Annotated in this window: 16 protein-coding genes; 9 read left to right on the forward strand and 7 right to left on the reverse strand. The window is 56.4% G+C overall.

Annotated elements, in window-relative coordinates; all coding sequences use genetic code 11:
- Nucleotides 1–41 precede the first annotated feature (41 nt).
- The 3 genes from dctP to AB8B75_RS13960 are packed head-to-tail and all read right to left on the reverse strand — an operon-like array spanning nucleotide 42 to nucleotide 2,471.
- On the reverse strand, nucleotides 42–1,085 hold the full coding sequence (gene dctP, locus AB8B75_RS13950) for a TRAP transporter substrate-binding protein DctP (RefSeq protein ID WP_405363113.1): 1,044 nt from the start codon (nucleotides 1,083–1,085) through the stop codon (nucleotides 42–44).
- 39 nt (nucleotides 1,086–1,124) lie between these two features.
- Nucleotides 1,125–1,985, reverse strand: a complete 861-nt coding sequence (locus tag AB8B75_RS13955) for a tripartite tricarboxylate transporter permease (protein ID WP_405363114.1) — start codon at nucleotides 1,983–1,985, stop codon at nucleotides 1,125–1,127.
- The gene (locus tag AB8B75_RS13960; protein ID WP_405363116.1) at nucleotides 1,986–2,471 is read right to left on the reverse strand and encodes a tripartite tricarboxylate transporter TctB family protein; all 486 of its coding nucleotides are present in this window, start codon (nucleotides 2,469–2,471) and stop codon (nucleotides 1,986–1,988) included.
- Nucleotides 2,472–2,736: 265 nt separating this feature from the next.
- Between AB8B75_RS13960 and AB8B75_RS13965 the strand changes: the two genes are divergently transcribed.
- Together AB8B75_RS13965 and AB8B75_RS13970 are read left to right on the forward strand one after the other, a co-directional pair.
- Nucleotides 2,737–3,462 carry an aspartate/glutamate racemase family protein gene (locus AB8B75_RS13965; protein WP_405363118.1) on the forward strand — a complete coding sequence of 242 codons (726 nt, stop codon included), beginning with the start codon at nucleotides 2,737–2,739 and terminating at the stop codon, nucleotides 3,460–3,462.
- On the forward strand, nucleotides 3,443–4,129 hold the full coding sequence (locus AB8B75_RS13970; protein WP_405363119.1) for a GntR family transcriptional regulator: 687 nt from the start codon (nucleotides 3,443–3,445) through the stop codon (nucleotides 4,127–4,129). The genes AB8B75_RS13965 and AB8B75_RS13970 overlap by 20 nt, the downstream gene beginning before the upstream one ends.
- A 281-nt stretch (nucleotides 4,130–4,410) precedes the next feature.
- On the opposite strand, the gene AB8B75_RS13975 is transcribed toward AB8B75_RS13970, so the two are convergent.
- The 4 genes from AB8B75_RS13975 to AB8B75_RS13990 form a co-directional block, all read right to left on the reverse strand.
- The gene (locus AB8B75_RS13975) at nucleotides 4,411–5,778 is read right to left on the reverse strand and encodes an amidohydrolase family protein (RefSeq protein WP_405363120.1); all 1,368 of its coding nucleotides are present in this window, start codon (nucleotides 5,776–5,778) and stop codon (nucleotides 4,411–4,413) included.
- Nucleotides 5,779–5,974: 196 nt separating this feature from the next.
- Nucleotides 5,975–6,745, reverse strand: coding sequence for an amino acid ABC transporter ATP-binding protein (locus tag AB8B75_RS13980; RefSeq protein WP_405363232.1), 771 nt, complete (start codon nucleotides 6,743–6,745; stop codon nucleotides 5,975–5,977).
- Entirely contained in the window at nucleotides 6,745–7,398 is a 654-nt protein-coding gene (locus AB8B75_RS13985; protein ID WP_405363121.1) for an amino acid ABC transporter permease, read from the reverse strand. Before AB8B75_RS13985 ends, AB8B75_RS13980 begins: the two co-directional genes overlap by 1 nt.
- A gap of 65 nt (nucleotides 7,399–7,463) precedes the next feature.
- The gene (locus AB8B75_RS13990) at nucleotides 7,464–8,315 is read right to left on the reverse strand and encodes a transporter substrate-binding domain-containing protein (protein ID WP_405363123.1); all 852 of its coding nucleotides are present in this window, start codon (nucleotides 8,313–8,315) and stop codon (nucleotides 7,464–7,466) included.
- A gap of 565 nt (nucleotides 8,316–8,880) precedes the next feature.
- On the opposite strand from AB8B75_RS13990, the gene AB8B75_RS13995 reads away from it, so the two are divergent.
- From AB8B75_RS13995 to AB8B75_RS14025, 7 genes are all read left to right on the forward strand, one after another.
- Entirely contained in the window at nucleotides 8,881–9,561 is a 681-nt protein-coding gene (locus AB8B75_RS13995) for a GntR family transcriptional regulator (protein WP_405363124.1), read from the forward strand.
- Between the two features lie 146 nt (nucleotides 9,562–9,707).
- The gene (locus tag AB8B75_RS14000) at nucleotides 9,708–10,760 is read left to right on the forward strand and encodes an extracellular solute-binding protein (RefSeq protein WP_405363125.1); all 1,053 of its coding nucleotides are present in this window, start codon (nucleotides 9,708–9,710) and stop codon (nucleotides 10,758–10,760) included.
- Between the two features lie 33 nt (nucleotides 10,761–10,793).
- Nucleotides 10,794–11,855 (forward strand): ABC transporter ATP-binding protein, encoded by a 1,062-nt coding sequence (locus tag AB8B75_RS14005; protein ID WP_405363127.1) that lies wholly within the window; start codon nucleotides 10,794–10,796, stop codon nucleotides 11,853–11,855.
- Nucleotides 11,852–12,682 carry an ABC transporter permease gene (locus AB8B75_RS14010; protein WP_405363129.1) on the forward strand — a complete coding sequence of 277 codons (831 nt, stop codon included), beginning with the start codon at nucleotides 11,852–11,854 and terminating at the stop codon, nucleotides 12,680–12,682. Before AB8B75_RS14005 ends, AB8B75_RS14010 begins: the two co-directional genes overlap by 4 nt.
- Nucleotides 12,679–13,479, forward strand: coding sequence for an ABC transporter permease (locus tag AB8B75_RS14015; protein ID WP_405363130.1), 801 nt, complete (start codon nucleotides 12,679–12,681; stop codon nucleotides 13,477–13,479). The genes AB8B75_RS14010 and AB8B75_RS14015 overlap by 4 nt, the downstream gene beginning before the upstream one ends.
- Nucleotides 13,476–14,357, forward strand: coding sequence for a polysaccharide deacetylase family protein (locus AB8B75_RS14020; RefSeq protein ID WP_405363131.1), 882 nt, complete (start codon nucleotides 13,476–13,478; stop codon nucleotides 14,355–14,357). Before AB8B75_RS14015 ends, AB8B75_RS14020 begins: the two co-directional genes overlap by 4 nt.
- Nucleotides 14,354–15,691, forward strand: a complete 1,338-nt coding sequence (locus AB8B75_RS14025; protein WP_405363133.1) for an amidase — start codon at nucleotides 14,354–14,356, stop codon at nucleotides 15,689–15,691. Before AB8B75_RS14020 ends, AB8B75_RS14025 begins: the two co-directional genes overlap by 4 nt.
- Nucleotide 15,692: the final 1 nt, after the last annotated feature.

A 15,692-nucleotide genomic window follows, 5' to 3' on the forward strand; every position in this document is an offset into this window, starting at 1 on the left:
CGACCGCGCGCAGTACGCGCGGCCGTTCGGAGTGCATGGTGCTATTCAATTGTCAGACCGCGCGCGGCGCCGACGGTCTCATTCCAGATGTCCTTGCAACCGGGATAGGATGCCTCGCAGGTCGCGGCCCATTCTGGAAGAATGGCAGACGCGGAGATATCAGCAACTTTTTCCTTGTCCACTGCGCTGACCGGGATAAGAGACATGTCATAAGAGGTATAGATACCACCTTCAGGACAATCTCCTCCAGTCGAACATGCTTGCGCCGTACCGTTAGTGTTGAGCGCCACATCCCAAAGAGCCGCCTCCATCTCGCCCATGATGCCCTCAAAGCTTGAGCGTTCTTCGGCTCCAAGCCCGTCGAGCCATTCCAGATTGACCATATGCGCCTGAACGGAACCGGAGACAGACAGCGGGTACAGGTTTGTCGTCACTTCAGGCCATTTCCCAGTATTGGAGGAAGTGGGAGAAGTCACGCCGCATGTCGCAACACCACGTTGAAGCGCGGGGTAGACTTCTGGAAAAGACAGGGTCACCGGCGTAGCACCGAGGTTTTCCAGAAGCGTCGACATCGAAGCCGTGAAAGACCGAACCTTCAGCCCGTCAAGATCCGCCAGCGAAGTGATATCGGCGTTGCACAGAAAAACCTGTGGGCCAAAGGGCCAGATCGCCACGGCCTTGACTCCGAATTTCTCGGCGAGCCGGGCATTGAACACCTCGCGGTAAGCCTCAACAGCCACTTTGAGGTCATCCATATTGGTCGAAACGCCGATCAGGTCTATGCCTTCAAGGAAGGGGTCGTCCTTTGCTACGCTGCCGACTTGAATTGTGGCCATGGAAAAAGCAGCGTCGCTCACAAGTCTGAGCCCGTCTGAAAGATCAATGCCGAGGGCCTGAAACTCACTGCGATTGACGTCAAACCCCGCGTCGGCCAGCGCATTCATAGCATCCATCTCAGGTGGGTGCTGAGCCCGCTGATCTTGGTTTTGCGAGATAAATTGCATGGCCTGTGCAGACACATCTGTTGCGCTGGCAAGCGCGAGTGCCGCCGCAACTGCAGGGATCAGGAACAAGTTGGCTTTCATTTTGGTTTCCTCTTTGTTGTTGGTGGTGGTTCGGCGCGGTCACGCCGGGGTTGGGCTTGTCCGCATCCGCGCGGGCAATTTATTGGAAGTTGGCGCTTGCACTGGTTCGAAAACCGAAAGTATCGATCCGCGCGCCAAAGTCGGCGCGTCCATGCAGGCCAAACGTAAGCAAGGCTTTCCATTCCAGTGGACGCGCGTGTTGAGCAGTCGACGCAACTTCCCTTCCTGAACCGGCAGAAGACGAAGCCTGCAACCGGTCTCCGCAAGGGTCGGTTGCTGGAGCGACGCGTTTAGCGATGTAAGTGCTTTTGACCGCGTTTTGTAAAACCGGCTTTCCGCCTCGGCACCCTCGACATTCGGCTCGATTTCGTTAGGTCCAAAAACGTAGGCACCGGCTTTGTTCCGCAAAAGAATCTCGCTCAAAACGAACATGCCCTTCAGCATTTCTGTTACATAGACAGCTGCCACTATCGTCAGTGCGATGGTATAAAATAGCGTGAATTCTGGAGGTGCGACTTTGAACGTCAACGGTGCCGCTATTGCGATCAGTGTGAGTGTGGCCAGCACTTCAGAGCAAACTGACGCATAAGGGCTGATTTCAAGCGCCTGCCGCCCATCGCTAGAACCCACTGTCGCATGCCCTTCTGCAGCAGCAACCTTACCCAGAGTTTGGATCAGGATCGCAGGGATCGAGCCTGCGTGGACCGCCCCTGTGTAAACGCGGAGCATAAATGGCAGACAGGTCAGCGTATACATTGCGGATATACCGGCAACTGCAATTGCGGCAGTCAGGTCAGGCATTCCGACGAAGATGGCCCCGGCCAGCAACCCGACCAACGCGGTCAAAACAACCAAGTACTCCGTCAAGAACTCAAAGCCCGATGCCAGATCCAACAACATCTAGAATGGCTCAACTGGCAAAATGACGCTGAGTTTGCCGAGAAACACTACATAAACAACTAGCGACACAAGGCCTGAGAGCAAGACGGTACAAAGCGCGCGCTTTTCTCCAAAAATCACAGCCAGGGCGGCGATCAATAGCGTCACGGTGGCAAGGAAACCGACCCAAAACAATGCAATGCGCGAAACCCCGAGCGTCGTGGAAGTAAGAATGACATGGAAAACGGCGCTGTGCCGCGGTCGGCGCACATCATCGCCGTGGCGAAACGATCTGACAACCATCCCGACTGAAAGCACCAGAAGAAGTGTGCCCGCCCAGAGTGGAGAAATAGCGGTAGGCAGGACATTAGCGAATTGCGTCCACCCGTCCGTCGCCTCTTTCACGGGAATCAACAGCAAGGCAGTAAAAGCAAAAGCTCCGCACGGAAGTCCGACGCAAAGATCGGTCCTGTGCTGACATGCTGGATCTGCGCACGGTTTCGTCATTTTGCCACCTTATTGTATTCATTCTTGGGTTAAGGCGCAGAGCATCTCTAAGGAAAACTGCGATATGAGGGTCAGTTTTTGTTGACTGCCCGTCTTTTTGCTCAAAATTCGGACATCGCAGATCAACAATGCACGTTGAGTTAAAATTTTTTGCATGCAATTCTCGGCCGTGAAAATTGATCTCCGGGGAAGTCGAATGCTACAGGGCTGGACCACACACGAATCGCAAGTCTCAGTCCACAAGGTGCCAGACTTGAGGATAGGTATGCTCGTGCCGTCCTCAAACACTGCTCTCGAGCCCGCCACGACGGCATTGGCCTTCCCCCTCTGCGATCAGGTCGGCGTGCACTTTTCCAGATTCGAAGTCACCCGGATCGCCCTCGACCAGCAAGCAGATTCACAGTTTTCAATGGACCCCATTCTAAATGCGGCGAAGCTGCTGGCGGATGCCAAGGTGTCCATCATTGCCTGGAACGGCACCTCGGCCAGTTGGCGCGGCTTTGACACCGATGACGCCCTCTGCGCAGCCGTCAAATCGTCGACAGGATGCCCTGCGACTTCTGCAATAGTAAGTCTAAATGCAGCTCTGCGCGCTTTCGGCGCACGCCGACTAGGGCTGGTTACACCTTACACCGAAGACGTCGAAACAGCGATCATCGCAAACTACGCGGCGATTGGCATCGACATCGTGGCCGCCCGGAGGGCAAATCTGCAGGACAACTACAGTTTTGCCGAGATCCCACCCCAGCGCGTGGCCGACATGTGTCGCGACGTCGCTGCACAAGGCGTCGATGCGGTAGCCATTGTGTGCACCAATATGCGTGGTCCCTTGATTGCACATGAAATCGAAACGGAATTCGACATTCCGGTGATCGATTCCATCGCCGTCACTCTTTGGGGAACAATGGCCATGCTGGGCCTTGATTACAGCACCCTTGCACCCTTTGGAAGACTGTTCACTGTGACCCCCGATGACATTGAAAGTCGTTGATAAATCCGGCCATGCCACCGACCCACGTGACCTGCATAGTCGGTTGATTGCGGAAATCCGCGAGTTGATTGTACGGGGCGCGCTTCAATCAGGCGAGCGCGTGCCAGAAACACAACTTTGCAACAAACTTAACGTCTCGCGAACACCTCTCCGTGAAGCACTCAAAGCGCTTTCGGTTGAAGGGCTCGTTACATTGCGACCCAATCGGGGGGCTGTGGTGACACCGCTGGATATCGACGATCTGAGCGCGGTATTCGACGCCAAAGGCGTGATCGAGCATTTCATTGGACTGAACGCGACCGAGAAAGCAACCGACGACAGTATCGCGAGCCTGCAAAATATTCACGATCAACTTGTTGCCGCCGAAGCCGTGCAATCTCGCGCGGCCTACACCGAACTCAACGAGAGCTTTCACCGACGCATGGCGGAACTGGCCGGCATTCCCGAAATTGTCGCCATATACGAACGGCTACAGACGAAAGTACTGCGCGCAAGATACCAGATCAACGACGACCCAGCCCGTGTGAGGGCTTCGCTTGAAGAGCACGAGGGGATCATGGCAGCCATGCACATCCGTGCACGCCTGGACGTGGCCGACCGTCTGTTGAAACACAATGCCGCGACGGCTGAAGCGGTGATCTCCTCTGTCAAAGATTTCCGACGCTGAGTTGGATCAAACGTTGTCTCAATTCGCGTTTGAGCCGCAGGCGAAAGACAGTGATCGGCGCATCAGACAGATTCGAAGTGATTTCAGGCTTCCCCTCGGCGTCGATTCCCACTTGGCAAAAGTATCATCATACAAATGGGTTAGGTCACTTTAAGTCAGATGCTCGGTTCGTTTAGTATTTTCTGAACACATCTGTAGTCCAACGCTGGAAATGCCCAAAAATCCGTTCCAAAACCACTCTCAAAACCACCCAAGGCTTCTGTCGGTCCTTCGGTTTTCCGCTATCTGTATTTCGACGCTTCGGCATGCGCCCGTGACCAAAGTGATGCCGCAGCGGTCTCGGCTGCTTCGAGAACGGCCATCTTGTCTACGCGGACAGGCTCGCCGCCGGATACAACGACTTCGCCCTCAACGATAACAGTTTCAACGTCGCGCCCCTGCCCTGTGTGCACAAGTGTCCCCAGGACATTAGTCAGCGGTCGCAGATGCGGGCGGCGAAAGTCGAACAACACAAGATCGGCCCGCTTGCCAACTTCGATGGAGCCGATCTCTGCGTCCAGACCCAAAGCGCGCGCACCACCGATTGTTGCTGCTTCGAAGACCGTTTCGGGTTGCCAAGACTCGGTGATCCCGCCCTGCTGAAGTCGGCCCGTAGCAAGCGCCCACCGCATCAGCTCGACCATGTCGGCGTGCATGTTGTCGGTCGAGAGAGAGAGGTTCATGCCCGCAGTCCGGAGCGCTTGCGTCGGCGCCGTGGTACCGTGGGTTTGGTTTCCTTTGGCTATATGAGCGAGATGAGCGCCCGCTCGCCCCAGACGGGTGATATCGGTGTCCGAAAGGTGGATACAATGAGCCCCGATCAGGTGCTCGTCGAGCAAACCGACATCCTCAAGCAGTTCCGGTGGGCTCATGCCGTCGCGCTCCCGGATGAAATCCACCTCGACCCGGCTTTGCGACACATGGGTATTGATCCGCAACCCCGTGGCGTCGCGCATGTCGCGAACTTGCCGCAGCAAGTCGGGTGAACAAGTGTCCGGCGCATGAGGCGCAAGAACGACACCGGTACGCAGGCCAATTGGATCGTGGAAACGGGAGATCAGATCTGATGCGCGACCAAGCGTCTGTTCCCCGATCTTCGTATCGTAGTCCCACTCCCCAAGATGAACGCGTGAAAAGTCCACGTCATGGATCCGGCCACAACCCCAGGCTCGGATACCCGTTTCGGCCATGGCTGCAAGAGAAACGTCCTGATGCGTGAAACTGTCGTTTATGATGGTCGATCCGAAGCAAAGCGCCTCCAGCCCGCCAAGCTGCGCCATGGCATGCGCTTCTTCTGGCAGTACGTCATGGCCGTGCGGCACACCCATCGTGTAGGCGGGCGCAAACCCCATGTCCTCAGCCACGCCGCGCACCATGCTGAGGATGGCATGAGTGTGAACATTGACGAAGCCAGGCGTCACGACGCGACCGGCACCTTCTACGATCAAAGTGCGCGGGTCTGTCTGTTCCGGTGCCGTTTCCCTGATCGCAGAAATACGACCGCCACTGACTTCAACCCAGCCCTTTTTAACATAGGGGCGCTTCGCGTCCGAGGTCAGCAATGTCGCGCCTGCAATGATCAGGTCAGGATGATCTAGGGATTTAGTCATTTTATGCTCTTCTCGAAAACCAACGCGATGCGCTTGGATGTTTCATGTTCCAATCGAGCGCGATTGCGCGAGGACCCAACAGGCGTGTCATCAACTTCCGCTTCCCGAGCGAAACCAATTGGCAGTGTTGAAGGGGTACGGCGGTCTGCAGCCACACCGCATTCCGCCAGAAAAAAAACCTATGCCGCATTGATGTTCAGACATGCGTTATATGACGCAGGAATTGCCGCGCCCCCTCTGTTTGCGGGGCACCAAAGACCTGGGCCGGTGGGCCTTCCTCAGCGATTACGCCGTCCTCCATGAAGATGACGCGGTCCGCCACGTCTCGTGCAAAACTCATCTCGTGCGTGACGACAATCATTGTCATGCCCGTGCGCGCAAGTTCTTTCATAACATCGAGCACTTCGTGCACCAGCTCCGGATCTAGCGCGGAGGTCGGCTCATCAAACAGCATTACCCGTGGCGTCATGGCAAGTGCCCGCGCAATCGCGACTCGCTGCTGTTGGCCGCCAGAAAGTTGTGCCGGTCGCTTGTCGGCATGTTCGGACAGATGTACCCGCGCCAATTCCGTCTCCGCCAGGCTGCGCGCTTCGGGACGGGACATGCCACGGACCTTTTCAGGGCCAATGGCTACATTGTCGCACGCCGTGAGATGCGGGAAAAGGTTGAAGCGTTGAAAGACAAATCCGAACTGGCTTCGCTGTTCAGCGGCGCGTTTTTCTGAGGCAGGCCGCCATGTACCAAAAGCGTTTGCATGCGTGCCGCCAACCGACTGTCCGTCAAGCCATACCGTGCCTCCCGACGGTTCCTCCAGCCGGTTGATACAACGCAAAAATGTGGTTTTGCCCGAACCCGACGCACCGATGATTACAACGGTTTCGCCCGCAGAAACATCCAGAGAGACCTCTCGCAAAACAACGTTGTTCCCGAAGCTCTTCTGCAGGCTTTCGACGCGGATCATGGGCATCACCATGCCGGCAACCTGCGTTCGCATTGCAGCGAAAACCAGCTCAAGGCCTTGATCAACACATAGTAATACAGTGCAAGCAACGTATAGATTTCGAAAGGTACGAAGTGTACCGAGATGATCGCCTGTCCGGCACGTGTTAACTCGTAAACCGAAATCACAGACAGGAGTGACGAATTCTTCACAAGACTTATCAACTCATTCGTCAGCGGCGGGATCATTTGCCGGTACGCCTGCGGTAGGAGGATAGACACGAGGATTTGCCGATGGCGCATGCCGATCGCCATTGCCGCTTCGGTTTGACCGCGTTCGATGGACCCGACGCCTCCGCGCACAACTTCGGCCAGAAAAGCGGCGGCATTCAGTGACAGCGCGATCACGCCTGCCCAAAATTCGTCAAATCGGATGCCGATCATGGGAAGAGCAAAAAAGACCAGAAATATCTGAATGAGCAGAGGCGTGCCGCGTATAAAGTCGACATAGGCCGCGACCAGCCACCGCAGGACGCGGCTGCGAGACAACGACGCAAGCCCGAACAAAACGCCAAGCAAAACGCCAAGAACGGCTGATAACGCCGAAACGTGAAGGGTAACAATCAAGCCTTCCGCAAGAAGAGGCACGCTCTCGCGAATGATCTCCCAGTCAATATCCATTGTTGTTTCCAATAGTGAGCCCGCCCGCCGACCCGGCGAGCGCGCTAAATTTCCTTAGCGACAAGTCAGGTAAATGATGGAATCTCGTCGGCGAGCTGCATCTCGAAGCCGAACCACTTTTCCTGCAAGGCATAGATTTCGCCTTTATCCTTGAGGCGCGTTAGCTCACCATCGAGCCATTCGACGATTTCGGGATCTTCCTTGCGCGCGGCGATCCCGGCCCAATTGAGCTGTCCCACGGGGCGGACAAGCGCATACGCGCCCGGCCGGTCTTTCATCACTTGGCCTAAGGTCGGCAGCGTGTTCAGTACACCGTCGACAGAGCCCTGGCTAAGCGCGAGATAGGCCGCCGGGTGATCGTCGTAGATTTTGACCTCGGCAAAGCCGACGCCTGCCGCCAACGAAATTTCCTCATCCAGAGCCGGTTTCATCATTTCACCGGGTGAGCCTAATTTCACGCCAAGCACTTTGCCAGAGAGGTCAGAAACCGAAGTAATTGCCCCAGCGTCTTCCGCCCGAATAAGTAACGCTTGACTGGCTTCCGCATAGGGAATGGAAAATGCCACTTTCTCCAGCCGTTCCTTTCGGTAGCTCATCGACGACATGATGACGTCGAAACGACCCGCATAAAGGGCCGGGATTACGCCCGACCATTGCGTGTCGATGAACTCTGGTTCAACGCCGAGAGACGCGCAGAGCACCGCCGCGAGATCAACATCGTACCCAACAATTTCGCCCGCGTCCCGGAACGTGAAGGGAGGGTAAGTCGCCTCGCATCCAATGCGCAGAACACCGGACGACTTGATATCCGCAAGCGTGGTTTCCGCAAGCGCCCAGCGTGGAAAGGCTATCGGTACAGCAAGACCAGCGGCTGCTCCAATCAGAACATTTCGGCGCGTTGTCGTTAGTTTTGTCATTTCGTCCCCCTTGATTTTGCCAACCTCTGCGTTGGAATACTTCGACCGAATTCCTGAGGTGGCGGACGCAGTCACGTTTGTGAGCGTTGGCAATCCACACAAGATCATCGCCAGAATGGCTTTGCGTAATGCTCAAAACGCCGCCTCTATGGGCAAGATTAAAGCGCTTCCGATTAATTCTTGAGCGCCTCAGAAAACGTCCAAGAACGCTTCTTCTGCTCTAGATGGCAGATATCAGGTATTTTTCTCGTTAAGCGTGTTTGTCCAAGGCGTTCCGTGCTGACCCAGCATATCTATGTGTGTTTGAACGGACCAAACCATAGGTGATCAAACCAGAATTGAAAATACAAGTAACCGGACAGCTACGCGCGCACTCTACGCATTCGGGTCATGTCCCAAAAACAGCTTTGAATGAACTAGGTAATCGGTCACGAAACGCTTATCCAAACCACCTCATGACGGATGCGTTATAGTTTCCACTGTTCCCTCACCGGTTTGACGAAAGGGATTGACGCGGACCGACCTTACCTGCATTTGCCAGTTTCATTCTGGATAGACTGAGCTGATGTCCGAAAAACGCTCGCCCCCGCCTTACGATTCCAAAGCCGCCGCCGAAGAGGTCGCCGGTGTCTTGCGCGACCGTATCGTAAAAGGAGAGCTGGTTTCGCGTGATCGGATCGTTGAGCGACACTTGTCTGCAGAACTCAATGTCTCTCGCACCCCGGTACGCGAAGCACTCAAGTTGCTCGAAGCAGACGGGCTCATCGAGATTTCGCTTCACCGCGGCGCGATCGTTTCGGACTACCGACCAGAAGATGCGTTTGATCTTTTCGACGTGATCTCCGTTCTCGAAAGTCGCGCCGCCAAACGGGTTTGCGAAACCATGACGCCGGCGACACTGCAGTATTTGGAAGACTTACACGGCACCATGTTGAATCATCACGGTGCCGGACGCAGGAACGATTATTTCGACTCGAATACGATCATTCACGATTTTATTGTCGAGTCCTCAGCCAATCCGGTTTTGATCAAGACGCACCAACGGCTAATGATCCGCGCGCGCCGCGGACGCTACCTTGCCATCATGAATCCTGAGCGTCTGGCCCAGGCAGTTGCAGAACATGAAGGCCTGATGCAGGCTTTTCGAACCGGGCAAGCGCATATTGCTTCACAGGCTTGGGAAACCCATCTGCGCAACACGGGTGAAACGGTGGCAGATGTCTTGAGAGCCGAGAAAAACGTCTGACAACCTCACGTCCGGCACCGGTTACTGCCCAATAATGCATCATCACAAAGAATTTGGGCCAGTATGATCACCTATTATCAAGACGGGTGCCAAAATGGCATGCCATTTTACCAGCATCACCTAAAGCCACAGGGGGGCTAGAACTGATGCAGACTAAAACCAAGAGAATAACGCGTCGATCCATGTTGAAAGGATCGGCCTGCGCGGCGCTCGGTACCATTGCGACGCCCGCCATATTGCGCGCTCAAAGTAACGAACTTGTCATAGGATGTGCGGGCTCGCATACGGCCTGGATGGAACAAATCGTCACGCCGCACATGAAGGAAGCCATTGGAGTGGATATCCTCTTCGAAGGCACCAAATCTTCTGTCAACTTGGAAAAAATGTCCTCAAACAAGGATGCGCCCTATCTTTCGGTCGTACAAATGGACGATCCAGTTATGATCCAGGCGGTGGAGGCAGAGCTGCTGGCACCCATCACGTCCGACCCCGTTCCAAATATGACGGACCTCCGCCCCGATGCGGTTCATATGGAGGGCATGTGGTGCAACTATGTCCAGCCTTGGGCTGGGGTTGCTTACAATACGGACTACCTCGGCGACGGTGTGGGCTCCTGGACCGAACTCTGGTCAGAGGCCGCGAAGGGTCAATTGATTATTCCGTCTTTGCAAAACACCGAAGGTATGTGGACACTCTTTATGTCCGCCATGTTGGGTTCGGGCAAACCCTTCTCCGAAGCGCAATATGAAATCGACATAGCATTCGAAAAGCTGGAAGAGCTCAAGCCGAACCTGCTGTCAGTCTATACAACCATGAGCCAAGCTTTCAATCTTCTGGAACAAGGCGAAATCACCATGCTGGCGGGCAATTTCTCGTCCTACACCTTACCGCGCAAGGCAACCGGTGTGCCTGTAGACCTGGCCGCGCCGTCAGAAGGCATTTTCGCCATGCCCTCCGGCATATGTCTTGTCAAAGGCGGGCCTAACCCGGACCTCGCCGCGGCCTATGTCAACGAAATGTTGGGGCCCGATATGCAAGCCGCAATTGCCGATTTTGCCTCGTCCGTTCCGGCCAACACCACAGTAACGGCTGGGGCGATCATCCCGGACGGTGTGCCCATCTATGCGCCAGACTGGTCATTTGTCGCGGCCAATCGCCGGGAATGGATCGAACGATTCGACAAGCTGATGGCGGTCTGATCCATGCCTGGCTCCGAGGCTATGGAGCCGGGAATGCAGCGCTATCTCGACGTCGTCGATGTCGGAAAGGCGTTCAAAGGGACAACCGTGATGTCCAATATGGACTTTCACGTCGCCAAGGGCGAGCTCGTCTCGCTTCTTGGTCCCTCCGGCTGCGGCAAGACGACACTGTTAAGGATCATCGCTGGCCTGACCTCAGCCGATGAAGGGGATGTGCTTTTAGGGGGACGCGCCATCACGGGGGTACCCGCGCACAAACGCAACATCTCCGTCGTGTTTCAAAGCTATGCGCTGTTCCCACATCTGACAGTTGCAGATAATGTTGCATTTGGTCTGCGCGCGCGCGGGATGGCCAAAGGGGACACCGGTGACAAAGTAATTGAAGCGCTGGAATTGGTGCGCATGCAGGATTATGCGGATCGGCGCGTTGGAGCATTGTCCGGCGGGCAACAGCAACGTGTGGCAGTGGCGCGCGCGTTGATCGTGAATCCCGCGCTTTTGTTGCTGGACGAACCCTTCTCTGCCCTCGACCGCAAGCTGCGCGAGACGATGCAAGTCGAATTGAAAACGCTGCTGCGCGCGCGGAAAATGACGGCAATTTTTGTTACGCACGATCAAGACGAAGCCATGGGCGTGTCAGATCGTATTGCAGTTATGAATGCCGGAAAAATCGAACAGTTTGCATCACCTTCAGAACTTTATGCCCGGCCGGCCAGTGCCTCTGTGATGGATTTCGTGGGTTTATCCACCCGTCTCTTCGGTACGGTGACAGCCAAAGCCAATAGGCAATTGACCATTGAAACGGCTCACGGCGCAGTCACTGCGCCCGGAGTGCTGGCCGTGGGCACGAAGGTGACACTTGGCGTACGCCCGGAATTGATCCGGACCAAAACAAGCGAGAACGGCAACAAGCTGTCTGTCACGCTTGCAGATGCCATGGTCCTGGGATCAAAAACACAACTACACGGACGCGCCGAAGCACCCGATCGCCTGCTGTGCGAGCTGCCTGGAATGGGCAGCGGTTTTCGCCCTGGCGATCGAGTGACCTTTGGATGGAATGTTGCCGATACGCTGGTCTATGAGGCAGTTGCATGAGGGGGCGGGCGGAACGCATTGGTCTCTTGGCCCTGCCGGGTCTGAGTTTTCTGGCTGTGATCTATGCCTTGCCGCTATTCATGTTATTGCTCAAGTCCCTTCAGATCGACGGACAGTTCTCTGTGGCGGAGTATGTCGCCTTCTTCTCAGATGACTACAACCTAAGTGTTCTGTGGCGCACCTTGCGCGTCGCCCTGCTAACCACTTTACTGGCTCTCATCATTGCTTATCCGACAGCAACCGTTATGGCACGGGTCAAGGGCTTTTGGCTTTCCGTCTTTCTTGTGGCAATGGTACTGCCGATGTCGGTCGGGGTCGTGGTCAAGGCCTTTGCATGGACGATCCTGTTTCGTACCCGCGGCGTATTGAACGACACTCTGATGTCTTTGGGGCTCATCGAAGCACCGATCCGGATGCTATTCACCGAAACCGCCCTGATCATTGGCGCGGCGAACGTCTTCCTGCCTTTCATGGTGCTGCCGATCTACGCGGTGCTGCGTCAGTTGGATGGCCGTTTGCCGGAGGCTGCCGCCTCGCTCGGCGCGACGCCTGTATTCAGGTTCATGAACGTGACGTTGCCACTGAGCCTGCCCGGTGTCGTAGCTGGATGTGCGTTCACCTTCTCGCTTGCCATCTCCATGTATGTCATCCCGTCTCTCATCGTAGGTGAACGCCAGCAGACTCTGTCGATGCTCACAGCGCGGTCATTTCTCTACCTGCGCAACGAAGCCTTAGGCGCCACCATATCATCAATATTGCTGATGATCGCAATCTCGGTCGTGTTGGGTTCAAGCTGGCTGGCGGGCCGCCTTGGAGCACGGTCATGACAGGGACGGATCGGCTCTTTCTGGCGCTGAGTTGGGCTGTAGCACTGGCTTGCGTGACTTTTCTGATGTTGCCGATCGTCATCACCCTTGCGGCCTCCTTCACGTCGTCACCGGTTTATACATTGCCGCCACCGGAATGGTCGCTGCGCTGGTACATCTCGCTCCAGCGGCGCTCCGGTCTGTGGGAAGCGGTAACGCTGTCGCTCAATCTTGCTTTGATTTCAACGGTGATATCGCTGATCCTCGGCACACTTGCCGCCGTCGCCGTGACGCGCGGATCTTTCCAGGGCCGAGAATCGATCGCGACATTCACTGTTTCACCTTTGATGATGCCCGGACTTGTAGTCGGCGTGGCTCTTTTGCAGTTTTTCCGCGAGATCGGACTGCGCGACGCCTATTGGTCACTGTTGCTAGGGCATATCGTCATAACACTGCCCTTCGTAATGCGCACATTATTAGCGTCGATGGCGGCGTTCGACTTCAGTCTTGTGGACGCAGCCCGCACCCTCGGCTACAGTTACCCACGCGCCATCTTGCAAGTCTTGGTGCCCAACCTCGCACCCGCCTATCTGACCGGGGGCCTTTTCGCGTTCTTGGCCTCAATGGATAACTACCCAATCTCGATTTTCCTGTCGGACGCGCGCAACAAGACGCTGCCGATCAAAATGCTCCAGTATCTTGAAGAGCAACCTGACCCGTCGCTTGCTGCTATGTCTTCCGGGCTGATCCTACTGGCCTGCATCGTGCTGATCATCGGCGCGCGTACGGTCGGGTTAAACCGGATGATTCAAGGATGAGCCGGGACCTGCGCGGATACTGGGGTGCAGAGCCCTCCCCGTGTTGGCCGAATGGCGCACGGCTGGCAGTGTCCTTCGTCGTCAATATTGAGGAAGGCGCAGAGCTTTCGATTGCCGCCGGCGACGAACGCAATGAATCTCGCTATGAGGCCGTCGAAGAGGTCAAGGGGGCCCCGGACCCCTGCATGGAAAGCCATTTCGGATATGGACCAAGGCAGGGCTATAAACGGATTGTGGACGCATTTGCTATCCATGGCGCGAAAGCAACATTTTCAGTCTGCGGTCGTGCTGCGGAAGCAACGCCGTGGTTGATCCAGGATGCGGTTGCGCGGGGGCATGAAATCGCCTGCCATGGTTGGCGATGGGAAACACATGCGGGCATGGATCCAGAAACCGAGCGCGCCGTCATCGCTCGCACCCATGCCACGCTGGGTCGGATCGCGGGCATACCACCGGTGGGGTGGCACACACGCTCAGCGACTTCGCCACGAACCCGGGACCTGCTGAAAGACCACGGGGGTTTCATATATGACAGCAATGCCTATGACGACGACATCCCATACATGGATGGCGATCTGGTCGTATTGCCCTATGCTTTTGACACCAACGACATGCGATTTTCGCCCGGTGGCGGTTTTGTGCAGGCGCAGGACTTTTCCGACTACGTGATCGCCGGGTTCGACCGGCTCTATGCGGAAGGTGCGCATGCGGCGCGGATGATGTCGATCGGTTTGCACACCCGCATTATTGGGCGTCCGTCGCGGATTGGCGGACTGGAATCCGTTCTGTCGCACATTGCCGCGCATGACGACGTCTGGATCGCGCCACGGGGCGAGATTGCAGCTTGTTGGGCCAAACAACATGGCGCTTCGCCATGAGCCTGCTGGATGCGCCTCTTGCAGCGATCGCAGCGGCGGTGCAGAGCGGCATGGCCACGCCGGAAGACCTTACGTTCGAAGCGCTCGGTCGGGCCGAGGCACGCAACTCTGGGATAAATGCGATTTGCGCCCTTAATGCAGACGCGAAGCAAGAAGCAAGCGGTGTCGCGGATCGGTTACGCTCGGGCGAGACACTCCCGCTGGCAGGCGTGCCGGTACTGATCAAGGACAACATTTGGGTGAAAGGACTGCGCATCGCACAGGGTTCACGGCTCTATGCCGATCATTTTGCGCCTGAAGATGCTGTGGCAGTGAAAAGGCTAAGGCAAGCGGGCGCAGTCGTGATCGGTATTACCACCTGTTCGGAGTTCGGATGCAAGGGCGCCACTGTCTCGCCATTGCACGGCGTTACACGCAACCCGGTGAACCCCGATCTGACACCCGGAGGATCGTCCGGAGGATCGGTTGCCGCCGTTGCGGCCGGAATCGTTCCCCTGGCGCTCGGCACCGATGCCGGCGGTTCATCACGCCGCCCGCCTGCACACACCGGTTTATGCGGCATGAAACCGACTCAAGACCTGATACCCTACGGCCCCAGTTTTGACGAACCGGTCTGGGGCATCTCGGTCATCTGTCCGATCACCCGAAGCATGGAAAACATCGGGCTTGCGATGCAGGTGCTGGCCGGACTCGAACCGGTGGTGGCACCCGAACTTGCGATCGCATTTTCGAAGGACTTCGGGACAGGGCAATTGCGCGACCCCGACGTTGATGCGAATTGCAACAAGGTCATCACGGCGCTCAAAATGGCAGGCGTCCGCGTTGATAATGCGTACTTGGATTGGCCTAACAACATCAAGGGCCACGACATCCTGCCGCTTCAATTCGCCGGTCTTGCTCAGATGTACGGTGATATCTGGCGCAAAACGCCGGACCTATTTGATCCAGCTATCGCGGCACAAATCGAAACTGGACTGTCGCTGCGTGGCACAGATGTGGCAGCCGCGCATCAAGTTTCGAACCGGATGCGCGATACGCTGCGCGCTGCATTGAACCGATACGGCGTGATCGCAACACCCACCACACCTTGCGCGGCGTGGCCCGCTGAATTGAATGCCCCAACAGAGATCGGCGGCCAACCGGCGGCTCCCCGCGATCACGCGGCTTTTACACCGCAGATCAATCACGCAGGCGTTCCCGCTGTGTCCCTCCCGTGTGGGACAGACAGCATAGGCCGGCCACTGGGATTGCAGTTGATCGCGCAAGCTGGCCAGGACGCAGAGCTGATAGCCTTGGCGCTGCAGCTGGAACCGATCCTCAAGGAGATCTCCTGAC

This window comes from Roseobacter sp., assembly GCF_045106495.1.
In the GTDB taxonomy this organism is placed as follows: Bacteria; Pseudomonadota; Alphaproteobacteria; order Rhodobacterales; family Rhodobacteraceae; genus Roseobacter.